We start from the raw sequence: 25,134 nt of genomic DNA, 5'->3' as shown, positions 1-25,134 counted from the left end.
CGCGTCAGCCCATTCCTCGCATTGCATAAAAATTCAAGAATAAAAGCAAACAATGATTTAATCAGCGCTTCCCTAGTCCATATCTTCCCTTGTCCTGGAAGACCATTAAACGGAAGACCTCCGCGAAGCGTCCTTCCTGAACCTTTACAATCTGTTCTCCATATGATAGGATAGTCCTAGTTTGAATTGATGAGGTGAATGCAATGGCTGCAAAGATTACGTATACCATTCAGGAAGAGTTGGGAGATCTGTCTGTGGCTGCCAATGGCTGGAAGAAACAGCTGACCTACACGAGCTGGAACAACCGGGATGAGAAATTTGACCTTCGTTCCTGGAATCCGGATCATTCGGCAATGACTAAGGGTATTACCCTGACCAAAGAGGAAATCCTGAAGCTCAAGGATATCCTGAATGAAATCGATTTCGATAAGTATTAAGAAAGCATTAAAGAAAACTGCAGTTGGCAGAAGAAAGGCTCTCCGGAAGGGGAGTCTTTTGGTATATATGGAAGATTTTAGGCTGTCCTTTTTAAGATTTAGAAGGTATCTAAATCGCAGGAAATGGATTTCCTGAATTTCCAAAGGAGAATCTTATATGACATTTTTATTTTCCGGTCCCCACGGGGACAGAACGAAGAAGGCCTTTATCGCCGGGCTGGTGGGCCTTCTGGTGAACCTGATGCTTGGTTCCTTCAAAATACTGGCCGGCTGGCAGAGTGGTTTCCTTTCCGTCATGGGCGATGGGTTTAATAACATCACCGACATGGGTTCTGTCATCCTTCTGATGATGACCTTCTATTATTCCGCCAAGCCCTCGGACAAGGAACATCCCTTTGGCCACGGCAGGCTGGAATACATCAATTCCACCGTCATGGCGGCGGTGATTCTTTATGTGGGCATTACCCTTCTGGTGGAATCGGTGCAGAAAATCATCCATCCCAGGGATACGGAATTCACCGTCTTTGTAGCTATTATCCTGGTCATCGGCCTTCTGGCCAAGCTGTTTTTGGCCTGGTGGTACAGGAAGGCAGGGCAGAGGATAGGTTCCAAGGCCTTCGAAGCCTACAGTGCCGATTCCCTGTCCGACATGCTCTCCACCACCGGTGTCCTGGTGGCTACCCTGGTGGAATATTTCTTCGGCCTCCATATCGATGGTATCATGGGCACTCTCATGTCCTTTTTCATCCTCTGGACAGGTTACAGCATCATGAAAAATGCGGTGAACTCCATCCTGGGAGCTACGCCGGATGCGGAGGTTTACAAAGAAATCCAGGACTGCATCCTTTCCTGCCCCGGTGTGTACGGCGTTCATGATCTCATCGTCCACGACTACGGCCCGGAAAACCATTTCGCCACCGCCCATGTGGAACTTGACAGCAGCCTGAACCTGGTGGAAAGCCACGAACTGGCGGAAAACGTGATGACCACACTCCGGGAAAAGCTGAATGTGCAGGCCACCATCCACGCTGACCCCAAGGCCGTTTCCAATCCAAGGGAAGCGGAATATCGGAGGGACCTGGAGGCTGCCATTTACAGAACAAAGCTGCCCCTTTCCTATCACGATTTCTTCGTGGAAGAAAAGAAAGGAGAAATCCACCTTTCCTTCGAACTGGCATTAACGGGCCCCTGCAAATTAAAGGACGAGGAAATCTATAATGAAATCTGCAGCCACCTGAAAGCCATCAATCCGGAATATACCGTAGAAACCATGGTGGACCGCAACTTCATCAGCGGGAAAGTCTATGGCTCCGACGAAAAGGAAGTCAAAGAAATCGCAAATAAAAGGAAATAGATAATTCTCTTTTCAGCAGGCAGGGACTATAGTTTCCCGCCATGCAGCACTGGAGACACAAAAGATAAAAACGTAACGCAGGCTCCTTTCTCAGGTGGCAATCCTGCATAGGATTGCCAAGTCGGGCGAAGTAAGGCGCCTAGCCTGCCCATAAGGGCGCTTTCCTTTTGTCGCCCGACCGGAATGGAGCTGGGCGGAGCCCTGAGGATAGGTCCGAATTTTTTTCTCAAGAACTGACGCCCCTATCCTCCGTCGCCTGACGGCGCCCCCTCCCTTCCTCAGGAAGGGGGCTATGGCTCTCCGTCATGCAGCACTGGTGACAAAAAAGGTAAAAACGTAACGTCTTGCGTCCCCTTTAGGTGGCAAAGGAACTGGATTTGTAGGGGAGCGAAGCGACCTGAAAATCCAGTGACATGCTTCCCAGCGGGGCGAAGAGGGCCACGTAGTGGCGCAGGGGTGTACGACGCTGCAAGTCGGATTGACACTCTCTGCTGCCCTGACTGCCAATCGGCAGCCTTCCCGCCGACTTGTATTTAACGACATTTCTGCCATTTGCGATTCTTACTGAGATTCTTCGCTGACGCTCAGAATGACGGTGTCCGGCGGGAAGGTTAGCACGAAACGCAGTCTGACATCTATCGTCTGTCGTCTATCGTCTAATCCACGCCCCTATCCTCCGTCGCCTAACGACGCCCCCTTCTTCAGGAAGGGGGCTATGGCTCTTCATCATGCAGCACTGGTGACACAAGAGGAAATACCGTAACGCTGACTTCATACTCATCGCCGAAGGCGATACCTCCCCCTCTGAACCCTCTGAACCTTTTGAAACTTCTGAACCTGGGCCGCTTCGCGGCCCTTGGGCGATACCACAACCCTCAGACGCGAAGCGTCTGTCAAACTTCAGAACCTTCGGGGCATAAGCCCCGTCAAACTTCAGAACCCTTTCCACGTCCTATTTCCTTTAGAAAATTTTCATCATTTCTGTATTAATTATGTAGACAATTTGGTATAATAATTGTTACGGAAAAGATTTTTACCAGCCCCTGCCGTGGCTGGAAGCCATAAACCGGGAGAATCCCGGATGAAAATGGGAATTCGATGAGTGAGTATAAGAGGGAATATAAGATGCCGGAAAAAATTTTAAGAGGAATATTCATATTGCTCTTTACCGTTCTTGGTATCGTTCTTTCCAGACAGGGAGAAACAGTGCTGGCGGCACTTCTTCCTAATTCGATATTGACGGAAACCATTCTGGGTGTGACGTTCATGTCCCTGGGAGCGATGCTGGTAGGGGGGATACTGGGAGCCATTGTGGGCTGTTTCATTTCTCCTTACCTGAACAGATGCCTTTTCACTTTTACCTCCAGGGTGGAGAAGTCACTGTCCTCCATGTCCGTGCAGGATCTGGTGGCCGGTACGCTGGGGCTTTTCCTTGGTCTCATTATTGCCAACCTGGTGGGTCTTGCCTTTATCAGCGTGCCCTATATCGGGCCCTACGTATCTGTGGCGCTCAGTATCATTCTGGGCTACCTGGGCATGCATCTGGCGGTGAGCAAGAAGTCGGAAATGGCTTCCTGGTTTCATTTCCATTCGGAGCCGGAAAAGAAAAAAAATAAGGATAAAAAAGAAGGCAAGCTGCTGGACACGAATATCATTATCGACGGCAGGGTGGCGGATATTTACCGCACCGGCTTTTTGGAAGGTCCTATTTACGTGCCGGTTTTCGTACTGGAGGAGCTGCAGAAGATTGCGGATTCTTCGGATGTGCTGAAAAGAAACCGCGGCCGCCGTGGCCTTGATATCCTGAACCATATGAAGAAGAACAGCAGAGATTTCCACATCATTACCGATGATTTTGAGGAATTGAACGAGGTGGATTCCAAGCTGGTAAAGCTGGCCCGGGCCAAGGGCTATAAAATCGTTACCAACGATTACAATCTGAACAAGGTGGCGGAGCTGCAGGGGGTCAGTGTGCTCAATATCAACGACCTGGCCATTGCGGTAAAGCCGGCCGTCATTCCTGGCGAACAGCTCTTCGTACAGCTGGTGAAGCAGGGGAAGGAAGAGGGCCAGGGAGTGGCTTACCTGGAAGACGGCACCATGATTGTGGTGGAAAACGGCAGTCAGTGCATCGGCAGGGAAGTGCCCGTCATTATTACATCCGTCCTGCAGACCTCTGCAGGCAAAATGATTTTTGCAAAGCTGGACTCTAATGATTAATTCGCTCATACTGGTGGCTGCAGGAAACGGGAGCCGAATGCAGGCATCGCTGAACAAACTGCTCCTGTCCTGTGAGGGCCATCCCCTTATTTATTACACTTTAAGAAATGTATTCCAGAGCCGTCTTCTTTCCGAGCTTGTGATAGTCACCAAGCCGGAGGAAAAGCCGGTTTTTGAATCCATCGTCAATTCCATTCCTCATTCCATCCGCGTCATTTTCGCCCCCGGTGGAAACGACAGGGCCGGGTCCGTGAGGAATGGATTTGACATGGTTTCCGAGGCTTCGGACAAGGTCCTTGTCCATGACGGCGCCCGCCCTCTGGTGGACGGGAAGACCATTGACAGGGCCTTTGAAGCCATCAGCAGGGAAAATCCTGCGGTGGCGGTGGGGGTGCCCTGCATTGACACCATCAAAAAGGTGGATGGCGACCGAATCGTGGGAACGCCGGAACGGAGCAGTCTTTTCCGTGCCCAGACCCCCCAGGGCGCCTTAACAGGCCTTTTCCATCGGGCGGTGGAATTTCTTTCCCGTGGCGGAACCTTCACCGATGATGCATCGGTGCTGGAACAGCTGGGCGTACCGGTGAGGCTCATTCCCGGGAAGGAGCGTTTCTTCAAGGTAACCACCCCCGACGATATGGACCGTCTGGAACAGGCTCTCCGAAAAGACCGCTGCCCCTTCCGCATCGGACAGGGCTACGATGTACACCGTTTCGATGATGACAGGCCCCTCATCCTGGGGGGCGTCTATATTTCCGAAAAGGGAGGCCTCCTTGGGCACTCCGACGCCGACGTGCTGCTTCACGCCATTATGGATTCTCTCCTCGGTGCCTGCGGCCTTCCGGATATCGGCCACTATTTCCCTGACACCGACGAAAGATTTGAAGGCGCCGACAGCAGCCGCCTTCTTCTGGAAGTAAAGAAGATTATTGAAGATGAAGGGTACATGGTAGGAAATATCGACAGTACCGTCATCGCAGAAAAGCCAAAACTGGCCAAATACATACCGGCCATGAAGAAAAAAATTGCCGGTATTTTGGATATATTGCCTGGTGATGTAGGCATAAAAGCAACAACCAATGAAAAGATGGGAGCCATCGGCCGGCAGGAAGGTATTGCTGCCATGGCATCATCCATCGTATGCAGGAGGAGTTAAGTAATGGAAAAGAAACTGAAAGTTCGATTTGCTCCAAGCCCCACAGGCCCGTTCCACATCGGCGGTGCCCGTTCCGCTTTGTTCAACTGGCTGGTAGCCCGCCATGCAGGCGGTACCTTCCTGGTCCGCATTGAAGATACAGACCTGAAACGTTCCTCCAGGGAATCGGAAGAAAACATTAAGGACTCCCTGAAATGGCTGGGCCTTACCTGGGACGAAGGCATTGACGTGGGCGGAGAAAACGGCCCATACCGCCAGACTGAACGCCTGGATATTTATAAGAAAGAAGTACAGCGCCTTCTGGACGAAGGCAAGGCCTACTACTGCTACTGCAGCGAAGAAGAACTGGAAGAAAGCCGCAAAAAGCAGGTGGCTGCCGGACAGACTCCGGTGTATGACGACCACTGCCGCCACCTCACGGAAGAACAGATTGCTCAGTACAAAGCGGAAGGCAGAAAGCCGGTTATCCGCCTGAAAGTCAGAAAAGAAGGAGTCTTTGCCTTTGACGATATGGTAAGGGGCCACGTGGAATTCCAGGCCTCCGGCGTAGGCGATTTCATTATTGTGAAATCCGACGGTATTCCGGTATACAACTTTGCCGTAGTTATCGACGATTCCCTTATGGGCGTCACCGACGTTATTCGCGCCGAAGAACACCTGTCCAATACACCCCGCCAGCTGGCCATTTATGAAGCCCTGGGCTATCCCATTCCCCGGTTCGGCCATATTTCCCTCATCCTTGGCGCAGACCACAAGAAGATGAGCAAGCGTCACGGCGCTACCTCTGTCACTGAATACAGAAACATGGGCTACCTCCCCGATGCCATGGTGAACTACCTGGCACTCCTGGGCTGGGCTCCCAAGGGCGAACAGGAAATCTTCACCAGGGAAGAACTGATTAAGCAGTTCTCCATGAAACGGGTTTCCTCCAACGACGCCGTATTCGATATTGAAAAACTGAACTGGATCAATTTCCAGTACATGAAGAAACTCTCTCCACAGCAGCTTCTGGAAGTGACACTGCCCTTCATCGAAAAGGCAGGCTACGTGAAGACACCGCTGTCCGATGAACAGAAAGACTGGCTCACCAAAGTGGTATGGTACGTCCGTGACCACCTCTACTACGGCGCCCAGGCTCCGGAAAATGTGAAACTCTTCTTCGAAGACCTCCCCGAAGTGACCGATGAAGAAACCCTTTCCATCATGAAACAGGAAACCAGCGGAAAAATTATCACCGCCTTCGCCGATGCCCTGGAAAAACTGGAAACCTTCGACGAAGCATCCATTAAGAAATGCTTCTCCTCCCTCATGAAAGAAACCGGCATCAAAGGCAAAGCAGCCTTCGAACCCGTCAGAATCGCTTTGACCGGCGTCACCCACGGACCGGGCCTCTATGACATGATTGCCCTCTTCGGCAGAGAAAAAACATTAACCCGTCTGAGAGACAGCCTCAAATACTGCTGATAAATAAGAAAAGCTCCGGAAATTCCGGGGCTTTTTTCGTTGGATAGTGGGATAGAAGATAGACGATAGATGATAGACATCAGACTTTTTGACCATCAGACGTCAGGAAGGCGGGAAGGAAGATAACAGTGGGGATAGGGATAACACCGGTCATGGGGAGGCCCTTGACTCCAGTCATTCTGAGCGTCAGCGAAGAATCTTGGTACCCTTCGTGAATGAGACCATTGGGGTCTGTGCAGGGGCCTGTTACAACGTTCTTCCCGCCCACCGGTATTTACTGATACTTCTATCACTTACAATTCTTACCAAGATTCTTCACTTCGTTCAGAATGACGCATAAGGCGGGAATATGGCTGCTTTGCAGCCATCCCCCTCCACCACTGACGTGGTCCCCCTCCCCCTGACAAGCAGGGGGAGGCAAGGTACGTAACGCCGACTTCATACTCATCGCCCGTTAGGGCGATACCACCATCATCGGCGGTGAAGCCGCCGTCAAACTTAAGAACCCTCCGGCCAAAGGCCGGTCAAACTTCAGAACCCTCACGCCAAAGGCGTGTCCAAAGGGCGATACCACCACCCTCTGAACCCCTTTTTCTAAACTGCGGACCCTGGCCGCCACCACCACCCTCGGGGCCGAAGGCCCCGTCAAACTTAAGAATCTTTTTATGAACCCTTGACAAACGCTGCTTACCGTACTATAGTAAACACATACATGTGATGACGGAGACATGATGTATCCGAGTGTCTTTTCAGAGAGTCTGCGGCCGGTGTGAGCAGATATGATGACGGATGGGTTACCGCTCCTGAACAGAAGGATTGAAGTCCTTCCGGCCGGCTGCCGTTACGAGCCACAGAGTGAAGCGTTATGCTTTAATTGGGTGGAACCGCGGAAGTTAACTTTCGTCCCTTGTGGGACGGAAGTTTTTTTTATTACTTAGTTTCCCATGGGCTGTTCCCAGCGGCCCGGGAACCACGAGAAAGGAAGATTTGCATGATTACGATTAAACTGAAAGACGGCAAGGAAAAGCAGTTTGAATCTGCCGTATCCCTTGCTGATGCAGCGAAGGCTATTTCCAACAGCCTTGGCAGGGATGCCATTGTGGCCAAGGTGAACGGTGAGCTCACGGATCTCCGTGATCCCATTGTGGACGGCGCTGAAGTTGAATTTTTCACGAAGGAAGATAAGGAAGGCCTCTTTACTCTGCGCCATACTGCTTCCCATGTGATGGCCCAGGCTATCCAGCATCTGTTCCCGGGCACCAAGTTTGCCATCGGACCGGCTATTGATGACGGTTTCTACTATGACCTGGATTCTGAGCACGTATTCAGTCAGGAAGATTTCGCAGCCATTGAAAAGGAAATGGCCAAGATTGCCAAGGAAAACATTCCGCTGGTAAAGAAGGTCGTTTCCCGCGCTGAAGCACTGAAGTTCTTCCAGGACAAGGGCCAGGACTACAAGGTCATGCTTATCAATGATCTTCCGGAAGATGCACAGATTTCCCTCTACGAACAGGGGGATTTCACAGACCTCTGCGCCGGCCCCCATATGCGTTCCACCGGCAAGGTGAAGGTATTCAAGATTATGACCGTAGCCGGCGCTTACTGGCGCGGTGATTCCAAGAACAAGATGCTGCAGCGTATCTACGCTACCGCTTTCTTCAAGAAGGAAGACCTGGACCATTTCCTCTTTGTCCGTGCTGAAGCAGAAAAGAGAGATCACAGAAAGCTGGGCAAACAGCTGGACCTCTTCTCCTTCCACGATGAAGGCCCGGGATTCCCGTTCTTCCATCCAAAGGGCATGGCTCTTAGAAATATGCTCATGGATTATGAAAGAGAGCTGTTCAAGGAATTCGGCTATGTGGAAATCATGACACCGGTCATCCTTTCCAAGCAGCTTTGGATTCAGTCCGGCCACTGGGATCATTACAAGGAAAATATGTACTTCACCAAGATCGACGATGAAGACTATGCAATTAAACCGATGAACTGCCCCGGCGGAATCCTTTATTTCAAGACCCAGCAGCGTTCCTACAGGGATCTGCCCATGCGGGTCGGTGAATTCGGCCTGGTTCATCGTCATGAACTGCGCGGCGCTCTCCATGGCCTCTTCCGGGTACGCTGCTTCACCCAGGACGATGCCCACATTTTCATGACCCAGGACCAGATGAAGGAAGAAGTCATCAAGTGCATGGCCATGTACAAGAAGATGTACGGCGTATTCGGTCTGGAATACCATGTGGAACTGTCCACCCGTCCGGAAAATTCCATGGGCAGTGATGAACTGTGGGAAATTTCCACCAACGCTCTCCGCGAAGCCATCGAAAAGACCGGTGTTCCCTACCAGATTAACGAAGGGGACGGCGCTTTCTACGGCCCGAAGCTGGATTTCCATGTACAGGACTCCCTGGGACGTACCTGGCAGTGCGGTACCATCCAGATGGATATGCAGCTGCCGGAACGGTTTGATGTAAACTATGTAGGCGAAGATGGCGAAAAGCACAGGGCTGTCATGCTGCACCGCGCAGGCTATGGCTCTCTGGAACGTTTCATCGGCATCCTCATCGAACATTTCGCCGGCGCATTCCCCACATGGATTGCTCCGGTACAGGTGAAGGTGATTCCGGTTACTGAAAATCATCTGGAATATGCAAAGTCCGTGGCAAGGACCCTTTCTGAATCCAATATCCGCGTAGAAGTGGAAGAAGCCAATGAAACCCTTGGCTACAAGATCCGCAAGGCACAGATGGAAAAGGTTCCCTACATGCTCATCGTAGGGGACAAGGAAGTGAAGTCTCACACCGTTTCTATCAGAAGCCGTAAGGACGGAGACAAGGGCTCCATGATGGTTCCCATGTTTATTGCCAATCTGATTCAGGAAATCAAGAGCAGGGAATACTGATATGCAGAGAGAATTTCAGAGCGCCGATGTGGCAAGGGCCGCCCTGCGCATGGCTTTGTCGGAAACGAGGGCGGATGAGAACGAGCTGAAGGAACAGCTGGCAGCTCAGGGCATCCGTTCCGTAGCTGTTAATTTTGGCGGCAGATTCACGGACATCCTTCCCAAGATTTTTGAATCCGCCATTGTGGCTGCCCAGAGGCAGCATGTCATTTCTGATACCCATGTAGGCGACGGCTCCGTCCTAGGCGCCATGGAATCCGCTATCGAACAGGTGAAGCTCATGGCCATCGGCATGAACGTAGGCGGGAAAATCGGTATCGCCCGCTGGAAGGAACATCTCTGCGTTGCTGTGTTCGTAGGGGTAGGGGTGCTCCATTTCAATGAAGTCACCATTGGCCTGGCCCATCGGGTTTTAAGAAATGACTTGACAGATTGAAATGTCTGTTGTATTATTAACCATGTGATTAATTGCAAGCAGAAGTCATCCGCTTCTCACCTTACAAGGCGCAGGCTACTAAGGTTTTACGTATGAACTCGGGGCGGACGCGTATGCTGTCCGCCTTTTACTTGCAATGATTTCTTTTTCGGAGGTGAAAAGAATAGGTAAAGAACTTAGTATCAATGAACAGATTCGGGCCAGAGAGGTCCGTGTAGTCAGCGATACAAACGAACAGCTGGGGATCATGACGCTCCATGAAGCAATCCGCATTGCGGAAGATAAGGGACTTGATCTCGTAGAGGTGGCGCCTAACGGCCGTCCGCCGGTATGCCGTATCATGAATTATGGAAAATACAGATACGAGCAGCAGAAACGTGATAAGGAAGCAAAGAAGAAACAGAAGGTATTCCAGATTAAGGAAGTCAAGCTTCGTCCGAACATCGAAGACCATGACTTCTTCGTCAAGCTGAAGAATGCCCAGCGTTTCCTCGGAGATGGTAACAAAGTCAAAGTGACCATTATGTTCCGCGGAAGAGAAATGAGCCATCCCGAATTGGGACAGGAAGTTCTCGATCGCTTTGCAAAAGAGCTCGGTGACTCCATTGTTCGAGAAAAGCCACCGAAATTAGAAGGGCGCAACATGACCATGGTCATCGGCCCGAAAGCATAAAAAGGAGAGACAGATATGCCGAAAATGAAAACCCGTCGCGCTGCGGCAAAACGTTTTACCGAAACAGGATCCGGTCAGTTCAAGAGAAATAAAGCCTTCAAGAGCCACATTCTCGAAAAGAAATCCCCGAAGAGAAAGAGAAACTTCAGGAAAGCAGCACTGGTTTCCAAGTCTGATTACAAACGCGTAGCAAGATTGCTTCCAAACGGCTAATAAGGAGGATTTAGAGAATGGCAAGAGTAAAAAGCGGCGTAACCGCCCATGCAAGACATAAGAAGATTCTGAAACTGGCTAAAGGTTACAGAGGTGCCCGTCATACCCAGTTCAGAAAAGCAAACGAACTGGTCATGAAGGCTCTCTACTATGCTAGAAGAGACCGCAGATCCAAGAAGAGAGAATTCCGTAAACTCTGGATCGTTCGTATCAATGCAGCTGCCCGTCAGAATGGCCTGACCTACAGCAAGCTCATCGCAGGCCTTTCCAAGGCAGGCATCGAAGTAAACCGCAAGATGCTGTCCGAACTGGCTATCAGCGATCCCGCAGGCTTCACCAAGATCTGCGAAGCAGCAAAGAACGCTTGATTGAAAGAAAACACCGTTTTCCTTTGGGACGGTGTTTTTTTATTGGGGGCACGCCTTCGGCGTGAGGGTTGACGGCCCTTCGGGCCGAAGGTTCTCAAGGGGCTAAAGTTTGACGGTCCCTGCAGGGCCGAGGGTTGTGGTGGCGCCTTTTTGGGACACGCCTTTGGCGTGAGGGTTCAGAGGGTGCAAAGGGTTCAAAAGGTTCAAAGGGGGGTGGTAGGCGGCTGCGCCGCCAATTTATATAAAACCGGTGTAGTGGGTTGGCGTACTAGTAAAACCGTACAACCGCCCTTACGGGCGAGGGAAAACCAAACAACCGCGCCTACGGCGCGAAGAAAATGCACCCCTTCTGCCGCCTGCGGCGGCGTCTCCCCCGGAGGGGGAGATTCTAGCGGTCTATGCTTTGAGCTACTTATGAAATAATTGCTTCTCGGCGGTTTATTCTGCCCCCTGAATAGGGGGAAGTCCGGCGAAGACGGATAGGGGGTAGCCGCCGCAGGCGGCTCCTTCCCGCTGACCGGTATTTATCGACATTTCTGTCATTTACGATTCTTACCGAGATTCTTCGCTGGCGCTCAGAATGACCCGTGGGGTGGGCAAGAAATCCCGTAACGTCTGCAGCGGAGCGGCATACAAAACTCATCGCCGCCAAAGGCGGCGATACCACACCCTCTGAACCCTCTGAACCCTCTGAACCCTCTGAACCTTTTGAACCTGAACCCAAGACGCAGAGCAGCTTCATGTGCGATACAATAACCCCTTCCGGCCAAAGGCCGGCCAAAGGCCGGTCAAATGCTTCCATAAAAAAATCCCCTGCGCACCATGGGTGCAGGGGAGTTTTTATTCACATGAAGTGGTCAAACCTGATTAAATGGTATGGGCGGAACCGAGGACGGCTTCAATCTTGTGCTTTACCATTTCCTTTACCGCATTTCTGGCGGGCTTCAAATAGTTTCTGGGATCGAAGTTGGAGGGATCCTTGTAGAGGGCTTCCCTGATAGCGCTTGTCATGGCCAGGCGGATGTCGGTGTCGATGTTAATCTTGCAGACCGCCATGGTGGCAGCTTTTCTCAGCATATCTTCCGGTACGCCCTTGGCGCCGAGGACTTTTCCGCCGTACTGGTTGCATTTTTCAACGAATTCGGGGATAACGGTGGATGCGCCGTGGAGGACGATGGGGTAGCCGGGAAGGAGCTTGCCCACTTTTTCCAGACGTTCATAGTCCAGGTAGGGGTCACCTTTGTACTTGTAGGCGCCGTGGCTGGTGCCGATGGCAATGGCCAGGGAATCGCAGCCGGTTCTTTCAACAAATTCAGCGGCCTGGTCGGGGTCTGTGAAAATGGCGTCCTTGGCGTCAACGCTTACCATATCTTCCACGCCTGCCAGACGGCCCAGTTCCGCTTCTACAACTACGCCTTTATCATGGGCATATTCAACAATCTCTTTAGTCACCTTCACATTTTCTTCAAAGGGATGCTTGGAGCCATCGTACATGACGGAGGAGAAACCGCCGTCAATGCAGGCTTTACAGATTTCATAGGAAGAACCGTGGTCCAGATGGAGGGCGGTGGGGATTTCCGGATAATCCTGAAGTGCAATCTTTACAAGGCCCACGATGTATTCCTGGCCTGCATAGTTGCGGGCGCCTTCGGAGGCCTGGAGAATCACCGGAGATTCCTCTTCTTTCGCAGCTTCCATAATGCCCTGGATGATTTCCATATTGTTCACATTGAAAGCACCGATGGCATAATGACCTTCATAGGCTTTCTTAAACATTTCTGTAGTTCCTACAAGCGGCATAACGATAACCTTCCTTTCAAACAGATTCATATGAAATTAATGCATGGATTTGATGCGATTATGCATGTATCTGATTTCATTATACTGAATGGGAGAAAGGATTTCCACCGGAAAATTTGAGACATTGGAGGTAAAGGCTCTATTCCCGAATGCGAGAGGGGGGGACGGCCTTTGGGCGTGAGGGTTCAGATGGTTCAAAAGGTTCACAGGGTTCAAAGGGGAAGGTGGGCGGCTCCGCCGCCAGTATAAATAAAACCTTTACAACCGGGCTTTGCCCGTGGGAAAAGAGGAAAACCGTACAACCGCCCTGCGGGCGAGGGAAATGCACCCCTATCCCCGCCTACGGCGGTACTTCCACCTAAAGGTGAAACGACTCACTACATTTTGTGCGTCGCTGGCGCTCCTTCAAAATGTGTTCGCTGTGCACCCCAGAGGGGGAAGTCTGCTCTCCACTTATTTTAGTGCTAACTTAAGTTGCTCATTGTATAGCGGCGGAAAAAGTCCTTCTGAACCCTCTGAACCCTTTGAACCTTTGGAACCCTGCGCCGCGAAGCGGCGCTCCCCGGCGCTCCTTTTAATTTTTTTATAAAAGTTCCTCTTTTTTCCCGCCGCATATGGTAAAATGATATGGTGTAATCAATATCATTCAAAGGAAGTGGAAAGTCACAGGCAGCTGTGGATTCCTGCCGGAGTAGGAGGACAGGATGGCTAAGGATTATTCTTTCGATGTGGTGTGCCGTACGGATCTGCAGGAGGCGCAGAATGCGGTGAACCAGGCGGCCCGGGAAATCGGGACGCGGTATGATTTCAAAGGAAGCAAAAGTTCCGTAACCCTGGAGGACGGACATATTACTCTCATCGGCGATGACGATTTCAAGCTTCGTCTGGTGAGGGATATTCTGAACACGAAGCTGGTGAAGCGGGGGATTTCCCTGAAGAATATTAAGGAAGGGAAGAAGGAGCCCGCTGCCGGCGGTACGGTGCGTCAGGTGCTGGAGATGCAGAACGGCATTTCTTCAGACATGGCCAAGGATATTGTGAAGCGTGTGAAGGCTTCAAAAATCAAGGTGGCCGCTAAAATCAACGGCGATGAAGTGCGGGTCAGCGGGAAGGATAAGGATGCGCTGCAGGAGTGCATCGCTTTCCTGAAGCAGCAGGACCTGCCTGCAGATTTACAGTTTGTCAATTACAGATAAAGAGATGAAGGGATTATGAAACCAGAGGAAATGATTGGCAAGGTGCTCCGCGAGGGCCATACCACCGGTGCCACGGCGGCAGGGGCCATGAAGGCGGCGGTACTTGCCATGAGAGGAGAATTTCCAAAGACCGTCACAGTCCTTTCGCCCCAGCGGCAGGAAATCGTGATTCCTGTGGACCATGCGGAGGGCAGCAGGGAGAAGGGATGCGCCACCTGCCTGAAGGATGCGGGGGATGATTTGGACTGCACCAATGGTACGCCCATTGTGGTGACGGTAGAACTAAAGAAGGAACCGGGCATGGAGCTTAGGGCCGGAAAGGGCGTGGGCATTGTCACCCGCCCTGGTCTTCAGGTGGCGGTGGGAAAGCCGGCCATCAATCCGGGGCCCCAGATTATGCTTCGGTATGTGTATGAGGAGTTTTTCAATAAGGACGACGGCATCATTGTCACCGTATCCATCCCCAAGGGGGAGGAGCTGGCAAAGCAGACGCTGAATCCATCCATCGGCGTGAAGGGCGGGATTTCTGTCCTTGGCACCACGGGCATTGTGAAGCCCATGAGCGAGGATGCCTACAAGCGTTCCCTGGCGCCACAGGTGCCGGTGGTTTGGGCATCGGGCTTCCGTACCGCCGTGCTCTGCCCTGGACGGATCGGTGAAAATGCGGCGAAAATCATGGGCATCCCGGAGGGAGCCATTATTGAGACCAGCAATTTCATCGGTTTCATGATGGAGCAGTGCATTGCCCGGGGCTTTGACAGGATGCTTCTTATCGGCCACATGGGCAAGCTGGTGAAGGTGGCATCCGGCAGTTTCCATACCTATAACAGGAACAGCGACGGCCGCATGGAAACCATGGCAGCCTATGCCGCCATGAACGGTGCGTCCCCGGCGGTGGTGAAGGAAATCATGGACTGCAATACCACCGACGGTGCCGCCATCATCATCCATCGGGAGCATCTGGACATGGTGTATGGCCAGATGGCGGAAAGGGCCCAGGTGCGGTCGGAGCGCTACATTTTCGGGAAATCGAAGGTGGGCGTCATTTTTGCCGCTATGGACGGCACCGTCCAGGCCATGAGCAGTCATGCAAAGGAGATTCTAGAGGAAAACAAATGGATCATACATTAATCGTAGCAGGCATCGGGCCGGGGGGAAGGGACTACATCCTTCCTAAAGCCCTTGATGCCATTGAAAAGGCCCGTTACCTTGTCGGCGGGAGAAGGGCGCTTCATGACTATGCGAAGGAGGGGCAGGAGACCTATCCCATTACAGGAAAGCTCTCCCTTCTTGCAGACTGGCTTACGGAAAAGCTTGCCCTTGGCGATGTGGTGGTCATGGTGAGCGGGGACCCCGGTTTCTACAGCCTTCTTCCATGGCTGAAGAAAAGGTTTCCCGGAAATCCGGTGAAGGTAATTCCCGGTATTTCTTCCGTGCAGGCCGCATTCTGTCTGATTTCCGAACCCTGGCAGGGAGCGAAATGGCTTTCCTTCCACGGCAGGGTGCCGGAAGCGAAGGATACGGCCTATGAAAAGGGTAGGAAGCTGGCATTTCTGACGGACGGGGAACATAATCCCGCCTACATTGCCGGTTATCTTATAGAGCAGGGGTGGCCGAAGGAAACGAGGGCCGCTGCCTGTGAGCATATTTCCTATGAGAACCAGCAGATTTCAGAGTCCACTCTGGAAGGTATGGTTTCTCTCGAGGGTTTTGGTGAATCAGTGATGGTGGTGATAGGCTAAGATGCAGAGATTTGGTATACGTGATGAGGAGTTCATTCGGGGAAAGGTACCGATGACGAAGGCGGAAATCCGCGCCATGGTTATGGTGAAGGCGGGTATCCGTCCCACGGATAAGGTGGCGGACATCGGTGCAGGCACGGGATCCATTTCCATCGAAGCGGCCCTGGCGGCTTCTAAGGGGGATGTGTATTCCATTGAAAGAAATCCGGAAGGCATTCGGCTGATTGAGGAAAACGCCGAAAAATTCGGATTGAAGAACATCCATACCATCAAAGGAACGGCGCCGGAGGCCATGGACGGCCTTCCGCCTCTTGATGTGGTGATTATCGGCGGGTCCAGCGGCAATATGCACGCCATCCTTGACAGGGCAGAGGAGCTTCTGCCAAAGGGGGGCCGCATGGTGCTCACCGCCGTGACTGCGGAAACTACGGGCGAAGTGGTGCGGGAATTTGAAGGCCGCCCCTTTACTTTGGAAGGTTTCCAGATGCAGATTAACAGGCTCAGGAAATTGGGAAGGCATCATCTTTATGATCCCCTGAGTCCTGTATTCATATTTACTGCAGAAAAAATTTGAGGAGGTTTTTATGGCAAAATTATATTTCATCGGTGCAGGCCCGGGAGATCCGGAACTGATTACCCTCAAGGGAAAGCGTCTCATCAGCGAGGCGGATGTCATCATTTATGCCGGTTCCCTGGTGAATCCGGAAATCCTGAAGTTCGGCAAAGAAGGCGCCGCCATTTATAACAGCGCCACCATGAACCTGGACGAAGTGCTGAAGGTGGAAATTGAAGCACTGAAGGCAGGCCAGATGGTGGCCCGTGTACATACCGGGGACCCCGCTATTTATGGCGCCATCCAGGAACAGATGGACGGACTCCGGGCTGCAGGCATTCCGGATGAGGATTTCGAAGTGGTGCCGGGGGTAAGTTCCTTCCTGGCCACCGCCGCTGCCCTGAAGCAGGAATACACACTGCCCGGCATTTCCCAGACCGTCATCATTACCCGCATGGAAGGAAGAACTCCGGTGCCGCCAAAGGAAAAGCTGTCTCTTCTGGCAGCCCACCAGGCCACCATGTGCATTTTCCTTTCCGTCCATGCCATTGAAAAGGTGATGGAAACCCTGAAAGAAGGAGGCTATCCGGGAGACACACCGGTGGCTATCGTGGCAAGGGCCACCTGGCCGGACCAGCGGATTTTCCGCGGCACCATCGATACCATTGCAGATATTCTGCACAAGGCCGGCGTGGTGCGCCAGGCCATGATTGTGGTAGGCAGGGTGCTGGATACGGACTATGACCTGTCCAAACTTTACGACAGCAAATTTACCACCATGTTCCGCAAAGGAACCGACGAAAAATGAAGTACGCAGTGATTTCAGTCTCCCGGGAAGGGGCCATGCTTGGCGCCCGCGTAAAAGCAGGGATTTCCGGAGAGGGAACGCTGTATGAAAGAAAGGGCTCCGAAAGCGGGGAGAAGGCTGAATATTTCAACCGCACCCTGGCATTGACGTCGGATATTTTCACAAAGTACGAAGGCCTCCTCTTTATTATGGCCTCCGGCATTGCGGTAAGGGCGGTGGCTCCCCATGTGGTGAGCAAGGCCTCGGACCCGGCGGTGCTGGTGATGGATGAATGCGGCAAACACTGTATTTCCCTCCTTTCCGGCCATCTGGGCGGTGCTAATGCCTGGGCCCGGGAGGTGGCAGTTGCGGTGGGGGCGGACCCCGTCATTACCACCGCCACCGACGTCCATGAAAGAAGGGCGCCCGACGATGTGGCAAGGGAGCTCATGATGCGGGTGGAGCCCTTGGGGGCATTAAAGCCGGTGAACAGCTTCATTGCAGAGGGGAAAAAGGTGTCCTGGTTCCTTGACATGGAAACGGATGAGGCAGGCTCCATTGGAAAACGCCTCTCTGAAAAAGGGATTTTCTTCCTGCCGCTGTCAGACCTTCCAAAGGAGGAGTTTGACGGCTGCGTCATTATATCCAACGAAAAAGTGCATGTGGATAAGCCTTTTGTGAAACTTATACCAAAAAATCTGTACGTCGGAATAGGCTGCAAACGGGGGACGCCGGAAGCGCTCATTGAAGATGCCTTCCAAAAGGCTCTTCTTGCGGCCCATGCCTTTCCATACCAGGTGGCATCCCTGGCCAGTGTAGATGCCAAGGCCGACGAAAAGGGCCTTCTTGACTTTGCTTTACACCATCATCTTCCTATCCACTTCTATAAGGCAGAGGAACTTAGGAAAGTGGCGGAGGAGTATGGTTTACCGATTTCAAAATTTGTAGAAAACACGATAGGAGTGGGGAACGTATGTCAATCAGCAGCGTTAATGGAATCAATGAAGGGAAAAACGCTTCTGCCGAAAACGAAGTTTGCAAGTGCCACGGTGGCCATTGCCCTGGGATTATCCGGGTCATCGGCATTGGACCGGGACATGAAGAAGAAATGACGCCCAAAGCCGTGAAGGCTTTGAATGATTCAGATATTATTGTAGGCTACAACACCTACATCGCCCTGGTGAGAAACCTCATCGGTGATAAAGAAGTGGTAGGAAACGGTATGCGCCAGGAAGTGGACCGCTGCCAGAAGGCGGTAGACCTGGCTGTAGAAGGCCACAGGGTGGCTGTGATTTCCTCCGGCGACCCCGGCGTCTATGGCATGGCAGGTCTGGTGCTGGAACTGGTGCAGAAGGTGGAGAAAGACAAGCGCCCTGCCTGTGAAATCATTCCGGGCCTCACCGCTGCCAACACCGCCGCTGCTGCATTGGGAGCACCTCTCATGCATGACTATGCGGTTATCAGCCTTTCCGACCTCATGACTCCCTGGGATCTCATTAAAAAGAGAGCCCGCCTGGCGGCAGAAGGGGATTTCGTCATGGCCATTTACAATCCCAAGAGCCGGGGCCGTGCCACCTATCTGGACCAGATCCGTGACATTGTGCTTGAGTTCCGCAAGCCCGAAACACCGGTGGGCATTGTCAGAAAGGCCGGTCGTCCCGGTATGACCACCACCGTGACCACTCTGGAAAAGCTGCCGGAGGCGGATGTGGACATGCAGTCCACCGTCATCATCGGCAACAGCAACACCTATGTGGCTGACGGCATCATGATTACGCCAAGGGGGTACAAGGTTTGATCTGGATTATTTCCGGCACACAGGATGGAAGGGAAATCGGCGCCGAACTGGCGGATCGCGAAATGGCAAAGCCCGCTGAAAGCCGCCGTGAAATCCTCATGACCGTGGTGAGCCAGTACGGCAAGGTGCTGGCCGCCCATGAGGGCCTGGACATCGAAGTGGGCCGTTTCAAAAAAGAAGACATGGTTCGCGTCATCCGGGAAAAAGGGGTGACCCTTATCCTTGACGCCAGCCATCCCTACGCCGCCATCGTTTCCGAAACTGCCCTGGCGGCCTGCAGAGAAACGGGCATCCACTACGTGCGCTACGAAAGGGCGGAAATTCCGCTTCCCGACTATGATAAGCTCTATCATGCAAAGGATGAATTCGAAGCGGCTAAACTGGCAGGAAGCCTGGGAAAGAGCATTCTTCTCACCACCGGCTCCAAGACCCTTCCCGTATTCGTCCATGAACCGGCCCTTCAGGATAAGACCATCTGGGCCAGGGTACTTCCCGTTTCCAATGTCATTAAAATGTGTGAAGATCTGGGCATGCGGGCCAAGAACATCCTGGCCATTCAGGGACCCTTTTCCTATGAAATGAACCTGGCCATGATTCATGATTACCACTGCGACGTCATGGTCACCAAGAACAGCGGCCTCATTGGCGGAAGTGACACTAAGCTGAAGGCCGCCATGGACAGCGGTATTTCCGTCATCGTCATCGATAAACCTAAAGCAGATTTGAAAGGCGTCCCGGTCTTTGATACCACCGCAGGCGTCCTGAAATATATGGAGGAACATTATGGATTTCATCAAAAACCCGAGAGCCATTGAAGAAAAGAGCATGGATCTTATTGATCCCTTTATCAGCGACATCGACCTCACTCCCGAAGAAGTGACAGTGTATTCTCGCATGATTCATGCCTCCGGCGACGTGGACTACGGCCACCTCATCCGCACCAGCGAAGGTGCCGTGGAAGCAGGCATCAAAGCCCTCGCCGGCGGCTGCAACATCTACTGCGACGTGAATATGGTAAAGGCAGGCATCAATAAAAGAGCCCTGGCTGCCCTTGGCGGCGAAGTGTTCTGCCGCGTGGCAGATCCGGAGATTGCCAGGATTGCCAAAGAAAAGAACATTGCCCGCTCCATGGCAGCCATGAACTCTTTCGGCACCGAACTGAACGGCTCCATCATCGCCGTAGGCAATGCGCCCACCGCTTTGTATGAAGCTATCCGCATGGTAGAAGAAGACGGCATCCGCCCGGCCCTCATCATCGGCATTCCTGTAGGCTTCGTAGGTGCCGCCGATTCCAAGGAACAGCTGGTCCGTCGTGCTCCCTGCCCCTACATCACTGTGAGAGGCACAAAAGGCGGCAGCTCCATCGTAGCCTCCTGCGTAAACGCACTCATGTACAACCTGGTGAAAAGGGATAATATGCTTTACGTGCAGGGAAAGAAATGAGACACCCCCAAAGGGGTCAAAACTCTTGTATTAATATCAGAAGATGATATAATTAAATAGTACTGATATTTTGATGTTATTCCATTAAGGAAGCAGTGAGCGGTTCAAAGAATCAGCACTGCTTCCTTTTTCATGTTTTCTCTTTTATGAAGGAGTGGGTGTATGGAAGGGAAAAGGAACGAAACAGGGAAGAGCAGGGGCCTTCGCATTTTTATTATCCTCATCTTTGCCGCCTTTACTGTATTTGCCATGGTGGCAAGCCTCATATTCGGTTCGGCGGATATTTCATTTTCCACCATTATGCATACCCTTTTGGGGAATGTGGAAACCACCGATGAAATGGTAATCTGGAATATCCGGTTCCCTCGAAATATCGTAGGTGCCCTGGTGGGAGCCAATCTGGCTGTGTCCGGTGCCATTCTGCAGGCAGTGATGAAGAATCCTCTGGCGGACCCGGGAATCGTGGGCGTTTCCAGCGGCGCCGGCTTGGCAGGGGTGATCATGCTGATTTTCATGCCTGAAGCATCTCTCCTTCTGACACCGGTGGCCTTTGTGGGAGCCATGCTGTCGGCTGCCGCTGTGTATGCCCTGGCATGGAAGAACGGCATTCGTCCCAGCCGCATTATCCTGGCCGGCGTGGCAGTGAGTGCTTTCCTGGGAAGCGGTATTTCCGCACTTCTCGTTTTTTACTCCGATAAAGTGCAGGGTGCCCTCCTGTGGATGGTGGGCGGACTTTCCGCCAGAAGCTGGCCCCAGGTGGAAGCTCTCTTTCCTTACACCGTCCTCGGCCTGGTACTGGCTCTGGCAGGCTGCAAAGCGTTGACCATACTGAGCCTTGGCGATGAAACAGCCCGGGGCCTGGGGGTGCCGGTGGAAAAGGTGCGCTTCTCCATGACCGCCGTGGCCGCTCTCCTTGCCGCCGGTGCTGTCAGCATAGCCGGGCTCATCGGCTTTGTAGGTCTGGTGGTGCCCCACATTGTACGGCTCATCATCGGCACGGACTACAAGTACGTGGTGCCGGGCTCCGCCATTCTGGGGGCCGGGGTCCTTGTGTTCTGCGACACCCTGGGACGGGTGCTCTTTTCGCCTATTGAAATCCCTGCGGGGATTATTATGGCTTTCCTGGGCGCGCCCTTCTTCCTGTATCTGTTAAGGAGGAGCGCATGATGAATACGAACGATATTGCCATCAAAATTTCCGACATTCACGTTTCCTTCGGAGACCATCACGTTCTCCGCGGCGCCAGCGGCGTCATTAAAAAAGGGAGCATTGTTACCTTCCTTGGAAGGAACGGCTGCGGCAAATCCACCCTTTTGAAAACGGTGACTGGAAATCTGAAGCCCCAGAAAGGGTCCATTGAAATCGCAGGGCGGCCGCTCTCTTCCTACAGCACCAACGAAATGGCCCGGGTGGTGGCCTTCCTGCCCCAGTTCCACGAGGTGCCCAAAGATATGACCGCCGAAGAACTGGTTTCCTGCGGCCGCTATCCCTATCAGCACTGGTGGAGCGGCGTTTCTACTAAAGACAGGGAAGTGGTGGCGGAGGTGATGGAGAAAACAAATACCATCCATCTCAAGGACCGTCTCGCAGCCAGCCTGTCCGGCGGTGAAAGGCAGAGGGTGTGGATTGCCATGGCCCTGGCGCAGGAGCCGAAGATCCTGATTCTCGACGAACCTACCACCTATCTGGATATCTGCCACCAGCTGGAAGTGATGGAACTGGTGTCTAAACTGAACAGGGAAGAAAACCTTACGGTGGTCATGGTGCTCCATGAAATCAACCAGGCCGTCCGCTACTCCACGGATCTTCTGGTTCTCGAAAATGGCGTTATAGAGCGCCACGGCCCGCCTATGGAAGTCATGACCCACGAAGCCATCGCAGAAGTTTTCGATGTGGATGCGGACGTGGAAATGAGAAAAGGAAGACCCATGATATGCATTAACGGTCTGCTGGATAAATAAAGGGACACGCCTGGGACACGCCCTTTCGGGCGTGAGGGGTCAGAACCTTCGGGGCGAAAGGCCCGTCAAACTTCAGGACTTTCAGGCACGCCTTGAATCCTTTCCTAAAAAATTTTTCCACTAAAAAAAGATACCCTTTGGCGGGGTATCTTTTTTTATTTATTCTCCATAAGCCAGTTTATAGAGTTTTTCCATGGCTTCCGGCGTGCGAATGCCGGGGTTCATGAGGAAGAGGTCCGGTTCCAGGAAGTAGACGTGCTTGTTCTGCACTGCCTTCAGGTGGGCCCAGGAGGGGTTGTTTCTCATGGATTCATCCAGCTTTTTGTTGATTTCATCCTGCCTGCCCATGGTGACAATGAAGATGGTGTCGGGGTCATCGGCAGAGAGCTGTTCCAGGGAGTAGGGGACAGTTTTGCTGTCCAGTTTGATGTCCTTATGGCTGGTGATGACATTGTCCATCTTCAGCATTTCCACCATGGAGGCGCAGATGGATTTCGGCGTTTCTGCGGTTACATCCTTGCCGGTGGCGCGTAGGACTGCTACTTTGGCCGGCGTTTTAGCAGCGGCTTTATCTTCCACTGCCTTTATACCTTCTTCATAGGTTTTGACCACATTATCCGCTTTAGCCTGCTGGTCATAAATCTGGCCCATGAATTTCAGGAGGGGCACATTATCGTTGATGCCGTCGTATTGGATAAGGAGGTAGGGGATTTTATTGCTCTTTAAGAGGGATTCCAGCTTGGAGTTCTGGTTCTTTTCTCCCAGCACCAAGTCCGGCTTCATGCCCACCAGGGTTTCCATGTTAATGTTCTGTACGTGGCCCAGGGTGGGGAGGGATTTGGCCTCTTCCGGAATGGGGCTTGAGGTTTCCGGCCTTGCCACGGAGGTGCCGCCTACGGCGTAGGCCATGTTGATGAGGGGGGCAGAGAGTTCTACCACCCGCTTCGGCGCTGCCTTCATGGTGATGGTCTGGTCCTTGTAGGTGTAGGTGACATTTCCATTTCCGCCGTCGGACTTGGTGCTTCCGCAGGCGGTGAGGGCAAGGCAGAGGGCGGCAGCCGCTGCTGCTGCTAAAAATTTCTTCATTCGGTTCTCCTTTATTTCATAAAGATGAAATAAACCCCTTCGCCGAGATGACGGAGGGGTCTTTTTTCATGCAGAGACAAATCATCTCTTACATATCATACCACAAATTATTTCTGCAGTGCTGCCAGTGCTTCGTCTGCGCGCTGTACGTAAATGCTGCGGACATTAGCGTTTTCACCAAGGCCATGGATGTAGGTGGAAACTTTGAAGCCCTGAGCTTCCAGCTGGCTCTTGTGGGAGTCCGGATCAGAACCGGCCATATCGTTGTTTGCATGGTCGCCTGCAACCATCATGATAGGCATAAGGGTTACATGGGTGTAGCCGCCTGCTTTCAGCTTCGGAATGACGTCTTCCAGGTTCGGACGGCCTTCAACGGAGTATACGAATACGTTGTTCATGCCCAGCTGATGGAGTCTGTCCTGGATGACGCTGTAGTAAGCGTTGCCGGGATGGGGAGTGCCATGAGCCATGATGAGGGTAGCATCATGAGCGCCCATCTTCGGGAACTGGGAGGAGAGAGCTTTCAGGAAATCAACAACCTGGTCCGGTTCACCTTCGGTGCCCTGGAAGTACATGAGTGGGGTAGCCAGAGAAATCTTCTTGAAGTTCGGAGCCTGCATCTTGGTTACGATGGAATCATAGCTGTATTCCATGCCGGGAATTACATCCAAGGAAACTACAGCTACCCGGGTGTAGCCGTCTGCTTTCAGTTTAGCGAAAGCTTCTTCCGGGGTCATCTTTGTGATGCCTTCCTTAGCTTTTACGCGGTCGATGATGATGTGGGAGGTATATGCTTCATATACCGGTACGTTCGGGTTTGCTTCCTGAATGGCTTTTTCTACGGCATCAATGGTCTTATGACGGGTATCAGTAAAGGTGGTGCCGAAGGTCATAACCAGAATCGCATCTTTATTCGGTGCATTTTTCATAGCCGGATTTTCATGGGTCCATACACCTACGGTGGAAGCTTCGCGGAGAGCCGGGGTTACGTCCTTAACCTCCGGGTTCAGTTCATAGGCATTGACGGACATGCCCATTCCCATAACGCAGAGAGCTGCCATAGATGCAGTTAAAATACTTTTGATACTTTTTTTCATGAAAAATCACTCCTTTGAAAATTTCCTAGATACCAGGTTTCTGTACAGCTCAGATCGAACATACAAGATGTTTCCCAAGTACTCGTACATTCATCGGGGTCTGTACTTTACATGACTTAAGTTTAGTACAACATTATTGTAAAGTCAATGTGTTTTTTGATATTTTCTAATTTTTAAAGGGGAAACGTTAAGATAGTGAGGGACGATTTTTAAAAGAGATGAATCGGAGGTTAGGAAATGGGGCACTTTGGATACGCCTTTTTGGGCGTGAGGGTTCAAAAGGTGAAGAAGGTTCAGAGGGGGAGAGGCGGCTTTTAACTCATTGAAGGCGCCAGTTTCTATAAAACCTTTACAACCGGGCTTCGCCCGATGGAAAACAGGCCAACCGCCCTTGCGGGCGTGGAAATGCACCCCTTCTGCCGCCTGCGGCGGCGTCTCCCCCGGAGGGGGA

At 52.2% G+C, this 25,134-nt stretch carries 25 protein-coding genes; 21 read left to right on the top strand and 4 right to left on the bottom strand.

The window, feature by feature from the left end; translation table 11 throughout:
* Nucleotides 1-203: 203 nt before the first annotated feature.
* From QZQ29_RS04050 to rplT, 10 genes are all read left to right on the top strand, one after another.
* Complete coding sequence (locus QZQ29_RS04050; protein ID WP_296959992.1) at nucleotides 204-437, top strand: PC4/YdbC family ssDNA-binding protein; 234 nt, start codon at nucleotides 204-206, stop codon at nucleotides 435-437.
* A gap of 157 nt (nucleotides 438-594) precedes the next feature.
* Entirely contained in the window at nucleotides 595-1,791 is a 1,197-nt protein-coding gene (locus tag QZQ29_RS04045; protein ID WP_296959988.1) for a cation diffusion facilitator family transporter, read from the top strand.
* Between the two features lie 1,158 nt (nucleotides 1,792-2,949).
* Nucleotides 2,950-4,011 (top strand): PIN domain-containing protein, encoded by a 1,062-nt coding sequence (locus QZQ29_RS04040; protein ID WP_296959985.1) that lies wholly within the window; start codon nucleotides 2,950-2,952, stop codon nucleotides 4,009-4,011.
* Nucleotides 4,004-5,167 (top strand): 2-C-methyl-D-erythritol 4-phosphate cytidylyltransferase, encoded by a 1,164-nt coding sequence (ispD, locus tag QZQ29_RS04035; protein WP_296959982.1) that lies wholly within the window; start codon nucleotides 4,004-4,006, stop codon nucleotides 5,165-5,167. The genes QZQ29_RS04040 and ispD overlap by 8 nt, the downstream gene beginning before the upstream one ends.
* A gap of 3 nt (nucleotides 5,168-5,170) precedes the next feature.
* Nucleotides 5,171-6,631: a glutamate--tRNA ligase gene (gene gltX, locus QZQ29_RS04030; protein WP_296959979.1), complete on the top strand. Its 1,461-nt coding sequence runs from the start codon at nucleotides 5,171-5,173 to the stop codon at nucleotides 6,629-6,631.
* Between the two features lie 991 nt (nucleotides 6,632-7,622).
* Nucleotides 7,623-9,530, top strand: a complete 1,908-nt coding sequence (thrS, locus tag QZQ29_RS04025) for a threonine--tRNA ligase (protein ID WP_296959977.1) — start codon at nucleotides 7,623-7,625, stop codon at nucleotides 9,528-9,530.
* Nucleotide 9,531: 1 nt separating this feature from the next.
* Complete coding sequence (locus QZQ29_RS04020; RefSeq protein ID WP_296959975.1) at nucleotides 9,532-9,966, top strand: HutP family protein; 435 nt, start codon at nucleotides 9,532-9,534, stop codon at nucleotides 9,964-9,966.
* A 136-nt stretch (nucleotides 9,967-10,102) separates the two neighbouring features.
* Entirely contained in the window at nucleotides 10,103-10,639 is a 537-nt protein-coding gene (gene infC, locus QZQ29_RS04015) for a translation initiation factor IF-3 (RefSeq protein WP_296959972.1), read from the top strand.
* A 15-nt stretch (nucleotides 10,640-10,654) separates the two neighbouring features.
* The gene (gene rpmI / locus QZQ29_RS04010) at nucleotides 10,655-10,852 is read left to right on the top strand and encodes a 50S ribosomal protein L35 (RefSeq protein WP_008858952.1); all 198 of its coding nucleotides are present in this window, start codon (nucleotides 10,655-10,657) and stop codon (nucleotides 10,850-10,852) included.
* A 17-nt stretch (nucleotides 10,853-10,869) separates the two neighbouring features.
* On the top strand, nucleotides 10,870-11,220 hold the full coding sequence (gene rplT / locus QZQ29_RS04005) for a 50S ribosomal protein L20 (protein WP_273186928.1): 351 nt from the start codon (nucleotides 10,870-10,872) through the stop codon (nucleotides 11,218-11,220).
* An 867-nt stretch (nucleotides 11,221-12,087) separates the two neighbouring features.
* Here the strand turns inward: rplT and fba are convergent.
* Nucleotides 12,088-13,020, bottom strand: a complete 933-nt coding sequence (fba, locus tag QZQ29_RS04000) for a class II fructose-1,6-bisphosphate aldolase (RefSeq protein ID WP_296959964.1) — start codon at nucleotides 13,018-13,020, stop codon at nucleotides 12,088-12,090.
* A 704-nt stretch (nucleotides 13,021-13,724) separates the two neighbouring features.
* On the opposite strand from fba, the gene QZQ29_RS03995 reads away from it, so the two are divergent.
* From QZQ29_RS03995 to QZQ29_RS03945, 11 genes are all read left to right on the top strand, one after another.
* The gene (locus tag QZQ29_RS03995; protein ID WP_296959961.1) at nucleotides 13,725-14,216 is read left to right on the top strand and encodes a YajQ family cyclic di-GMP-binding protein; all 492 of its coding nucleotides are present in this window, start codon (nucleotides 13,725-13,727) and stop codon (nucleotides 14,214-14,216) included.
* A 15-nt stretch (nucleotides 14,217-14,231) separates the two neighbouring features.
* The gene (cbiD, locus tag QZQ29_RS03990) at nucleotides 14,232-15,347 is read left to right on the top strand and encodes a cobalt-precorrin-5B (C(1))-methyltransferase CbiD (protein WP_296959958.1); all 1,116 of its coding nucleotides are present in this window, start codon (nucleotides 14,232-14,234) and stop codon (nucleotides 15,345-15,347) included.
* Nucleotides 15,332-15,958, top strand: coding sequence for a precorrin-6y C5,15-methyltransferase (decarboxylating) subunit CbiE (gene cbiE / locus QZQ29_RS03985; protein WP_296959955.1), 627 nt, complete (start codon nucleotides 15,332-15,334; stop codon nucleotides 15,956-15,958). The genes cbiD and cbiE overlap by 16 nt, the downstream gene beginning before the upstream one ends.
* Before the next feature lies 1 nt (nucleotide 15,959).
* Nucleotides 15,960-16,532, top strand: a complete 573-nt coding sequence (gene cbiT, locus QZQ29_RS03980) for a precorrin-6Y C5,15-methyltransferase (decarboxylating) subunit CbiT (protein WP_296959952.1) — start codon at nucleotides 15,960-15,962, stop codon at nucleotides 16,530-16,532.
* Nucleotides 16,533-16,542: 10 nt separating this feature from the next.
* The gene (gene cobM / locus QZQ29_RS03975; RefSeq protein ID WP_296959950.1) at nucleotides 16,543-17,319 is read left to right on the top strand and encodes a precorrin-4 C(11)-methyltransferase; all 777 of its coding nucleotides are present in this window, start codon (nucleotides 16,543-16,545) and stop codon (nucleotides 17,317-17,319) included.
* Nucleotides 17,316-18,410 carry a cobalamin biosynthesis protein gene (locus QZQ29_RS03970; protein ID WP_296959948.1) on the top strand — a complete coding sequence of 365 codons (1,095 nt, stop codon included), beginning with the start codon at nucleotides 17,316-17,318 and terminating at the stop codon, nucleotides 18,408-18,410. The genes cobM and QZQ29_RS03970 overlap by 4 nt, the downstream gene beginning before the upstream one ends.
* Complete coding sequence (cobJ, locus tag QZQ29_RS03965; RefSeq protein ID WP_296959946.1) at nucleotides 18,407-19,096, top strand: precorrin-3B C(17)-methyltransferase; 690 nt, start codon at nucleotides 18,407-18,409, stop codon at nucleotides 19,094-19,096. The genes QZQ29_RS03970 and cobJ overlap by 4 nt, the downstream gene beginning before the upstream one ends.
* The gene (gene cobK, locus QZQ29_RS03960; RefSeq protein ID WP_296959944.1) at nucleotides 19,093-19,911 is read left to right on the top strand and encodes a precorrin-6A reductase; all 819 of its coding nucleotides are present in this window, start codon (nucleotides 19,093-19,095) and stop codon (nucleotides 19,909-19,911) included. The genes cobJ and cobK overlap by 4 nt, the downstream gene beginning before the upstream one ends.
* The gene (locus tag QZQ29_RS03955; RefSeq protein WP_296959941.1) at nucleotides 19,880-20,539 is read left to right on the top strand and encodes a precorrin-8X methylmutase; all 660 of its coding nucleotides are present in this window, start codon (nucleotides 19,880-19,882) and stop codon (nucleotides 20,537-20,539) included. The genes cobK and QZQ29_RS03955 overlap by 32 nt, the downstream gene beginning before the upstream one ends.
* A 162-nt stretch (nucleotides 20,540-20,701) precedes the next feature.
* Nucleotides 20,702-21,706 carry an iron ABC transporter permease gene (locus tag QZQ29_RS03950; protein WP_296959939.1) on the top strand — a complete coding sequence of 335 codons (1,005 nt, stop codon included), beginning with the start codon at nucleotides 20,702-20,704 and terminating at the stop codon, nucleotides 21,704-21,706.
* Entirely contained in the window at nucleotides 21,706-22,500 is a 795-nt protein-coding gene (locus QZQ29_RS03945) for an ABC transporter ATP-binding protein (protein ID WP_296959995.1), read from the top strand. The genes QZQ29_RS03950 and QZQ29_RS03945 overlap by 1 nt, the downstream gene beginning before the upstream one ends.
* A gap of 159 nt (nucleotides 22,501-22,659) precedes the next feature.
* Here the strand turns inward: QZQ29_RS03945 and QZQ29_RS03940 are convergent, their stop codons facing one another.
* The 3 genes from QZQ29_RS03940 to QZQ29_RS03930 form a co-directional block, all read right to left on the bottom strand.
* Entirely contained in the window at nucleotides 22,660-23,586 is a 927-nt protein-coding gene (locus QZQ29_RS03940) for an ABC transporter substrate-binding protein (RefSeq protein WP_296959937.1), read from the bottom strand.
* A 107-nt stretch (nucleotides 23,587-23,693) separates the two neighbouring features.
* Entirely contained in the window at nucleotides 23,694-24,683 is a 990-nt protein-coding gene (locus QZQ29_RS03935; protein ID WP_296959935.1) for a sirohydrochlorin cobaltochelatase, read from the bottom strand.
* Nucleotides 24,684-24,827: 144 nt separating this feature from the next.
* Nucleotides 24,828-25,134 (bottom strand): hypothetical protein (locus QZQ29_RS03930; protein ID WP_296959932.1); only part of this gene is annotated, 307 nt, incomplete at its 5' end.

The sequence above is a fragment of the uncultured Dialister sp. genome, from assembly GCF_900538805.1.
Lineage (GTDB): Bacteria > Bacillota > Negativicutes > Veillonellales > Dialisteraceae > Dialister.
This window is presented reverse-complemented; position numbering and strand designations above follow the sequence as displayed.

Bases quoted from the DNA above. Each gene is read 5' to 3' on its own strand.
- QZQ29_RS04050 (WP_296959992.1), top strand. From the start codon at position 204: ATGGCTGCAAAGATTACGTATACCATTCAGGAAGAGTTGGGAGATCTG.
- QZQ29_RS04045 (WP_296959988.1), top strand. From the start codon at position 595: ATGACATTTTTATTTTCCGGTCCCCACGGGGACAGAACGAAGAAGGCC.
- ispD (WP_296959982.1), top strand. From the start codon at position 4,004: ATGATTAATTCGCTCATACTGGTGGCTGCAGGAAACGGGAGCCGAATG.
- gltX (WP_296959979.1), top strand. From the start codon at position 5,171: ATGGAAAAGAAACTGAAAGTTCGATTTGCTCCAAGCCCCACAGGCCCG.
- thrS (WP_296959977.1), top strand. From the start codon at position 7,623: ATGATTACGATTAAACTGAAAGACGGCAAGGAAAAGCAGTTTGAATCT.
- QZQ29_RS04020 (WP_296959975.1), top strand. From the start codon at position 9,532: ATGCAGAGAGAATTTCAGAGCGCCGATGTGGCAAGGGCCGCCCTGCGC.
- infC (WP_296959972.1), top strand. From the start codon at position 10,103: ATGATTTCTTTTTCGGAGGTGAAAAGAATAGGTAAAGAACTTAGTATC.
- rpmI (WP_008858952.1), top strand. From the start codon at position 10,655: ATGCCGAAAATGAAAACCCGTCGCGCTGCGGCAAAACGTTTTACCGAA.
- rplT (WP_273186928.1), top strand. From the start codon at position 10,870: ATGGCAAGAGTAAAAAGCGGCGTAACCGCCCATGCAAGACATAAGAAG.
- fba (WP_296959964.1), bottom strand. From the start codon at position 13,020: ATGCCGCTTGTAGGAACTACAGAAATGTTTAAGAAAGCCTATGAAGGT.
- QZQ29_RS03995 (WP_296959961.1), top strand. From the start codon at position 13,725: ATGGCTAAGGATTATTCTTTCGATGTGGTGTGCCGTACGGATCTGCAG.
- cbiD (WP_296959958.1), top strand. From the start codon at position 14,232: ATGAAACCAGAGGAAATGATTGGCAAGGTGCTCCGCGAGGGCCATACC.
- cbiE (WP_296959955.1), top strand. From the start codon at position 15,332: ATGGATCATACATTAATCGTAGCAGGCATCGGGCCGGGGGGAAGGGAC.
- cbiT (WP_296959952.1), top strand. From the start codon at position 15,960: ATGCAGAGATTTGGTATACGTGATGAGGAGTTCATTCGGGGAAAGGTA.
- cobM (WP_296959950.1), top strand. From the start codon at position 16,543: ATGGCAAAATTATATTTCATCGGTGCAGGCCCGGGAGATCCGGAACTG.
- QZQ29_RS03970 (WP_296959948.1), top strand. From the start codon at position 17,316: ATGAAGTACGCAGTGATTTCAGTCTCCCGGGAAGGGGCCATGCTTGGC.
- cobJ (WP_296959946.1), top strand. From the start codon at position 18,407: ATGACGCCCAAAGCCGTGAAGGCTTTGAATGATTCAGATATTATTGTA.
- QZQ29_RS03955 (WP_296959941.1), top strand. From the start codon at position 19,880: ATGGATTTCATCAAAAACCCGAGAGCCATTGAAGAAAAGAGCATGGAT.
- QZQ29_RS03950 (WP_296959939.1), top strand. From the start codon at position 20,702: ATGGAAGGGAAAAGGAACGAAACAGGGAAGAGCAGGGGCCTTCGCATT.
- QZQ29_RS03945 (WP_296959995.1), top strand. From the start codon at position 21,706: ATGAATACGAACGATATTGCCATCAAAATTTCCGACATTCACGTTTCC.
- QZQ29_RS03940 (WP_296959937.1), bottom strand. From the start codon at position 23,586: ATGAAGAAATTTTTAGCAGCAGCAGCGGCTGCCGCCCTCTGCCTTGCC.
- QZQ29_RS03935 (WP_296959935.1), bottom strand. From the start codon at position 24,683: ATGAAAAAAAGTATCAAAAGTATTTTAACTGCATCTATGGCAGCTCTC.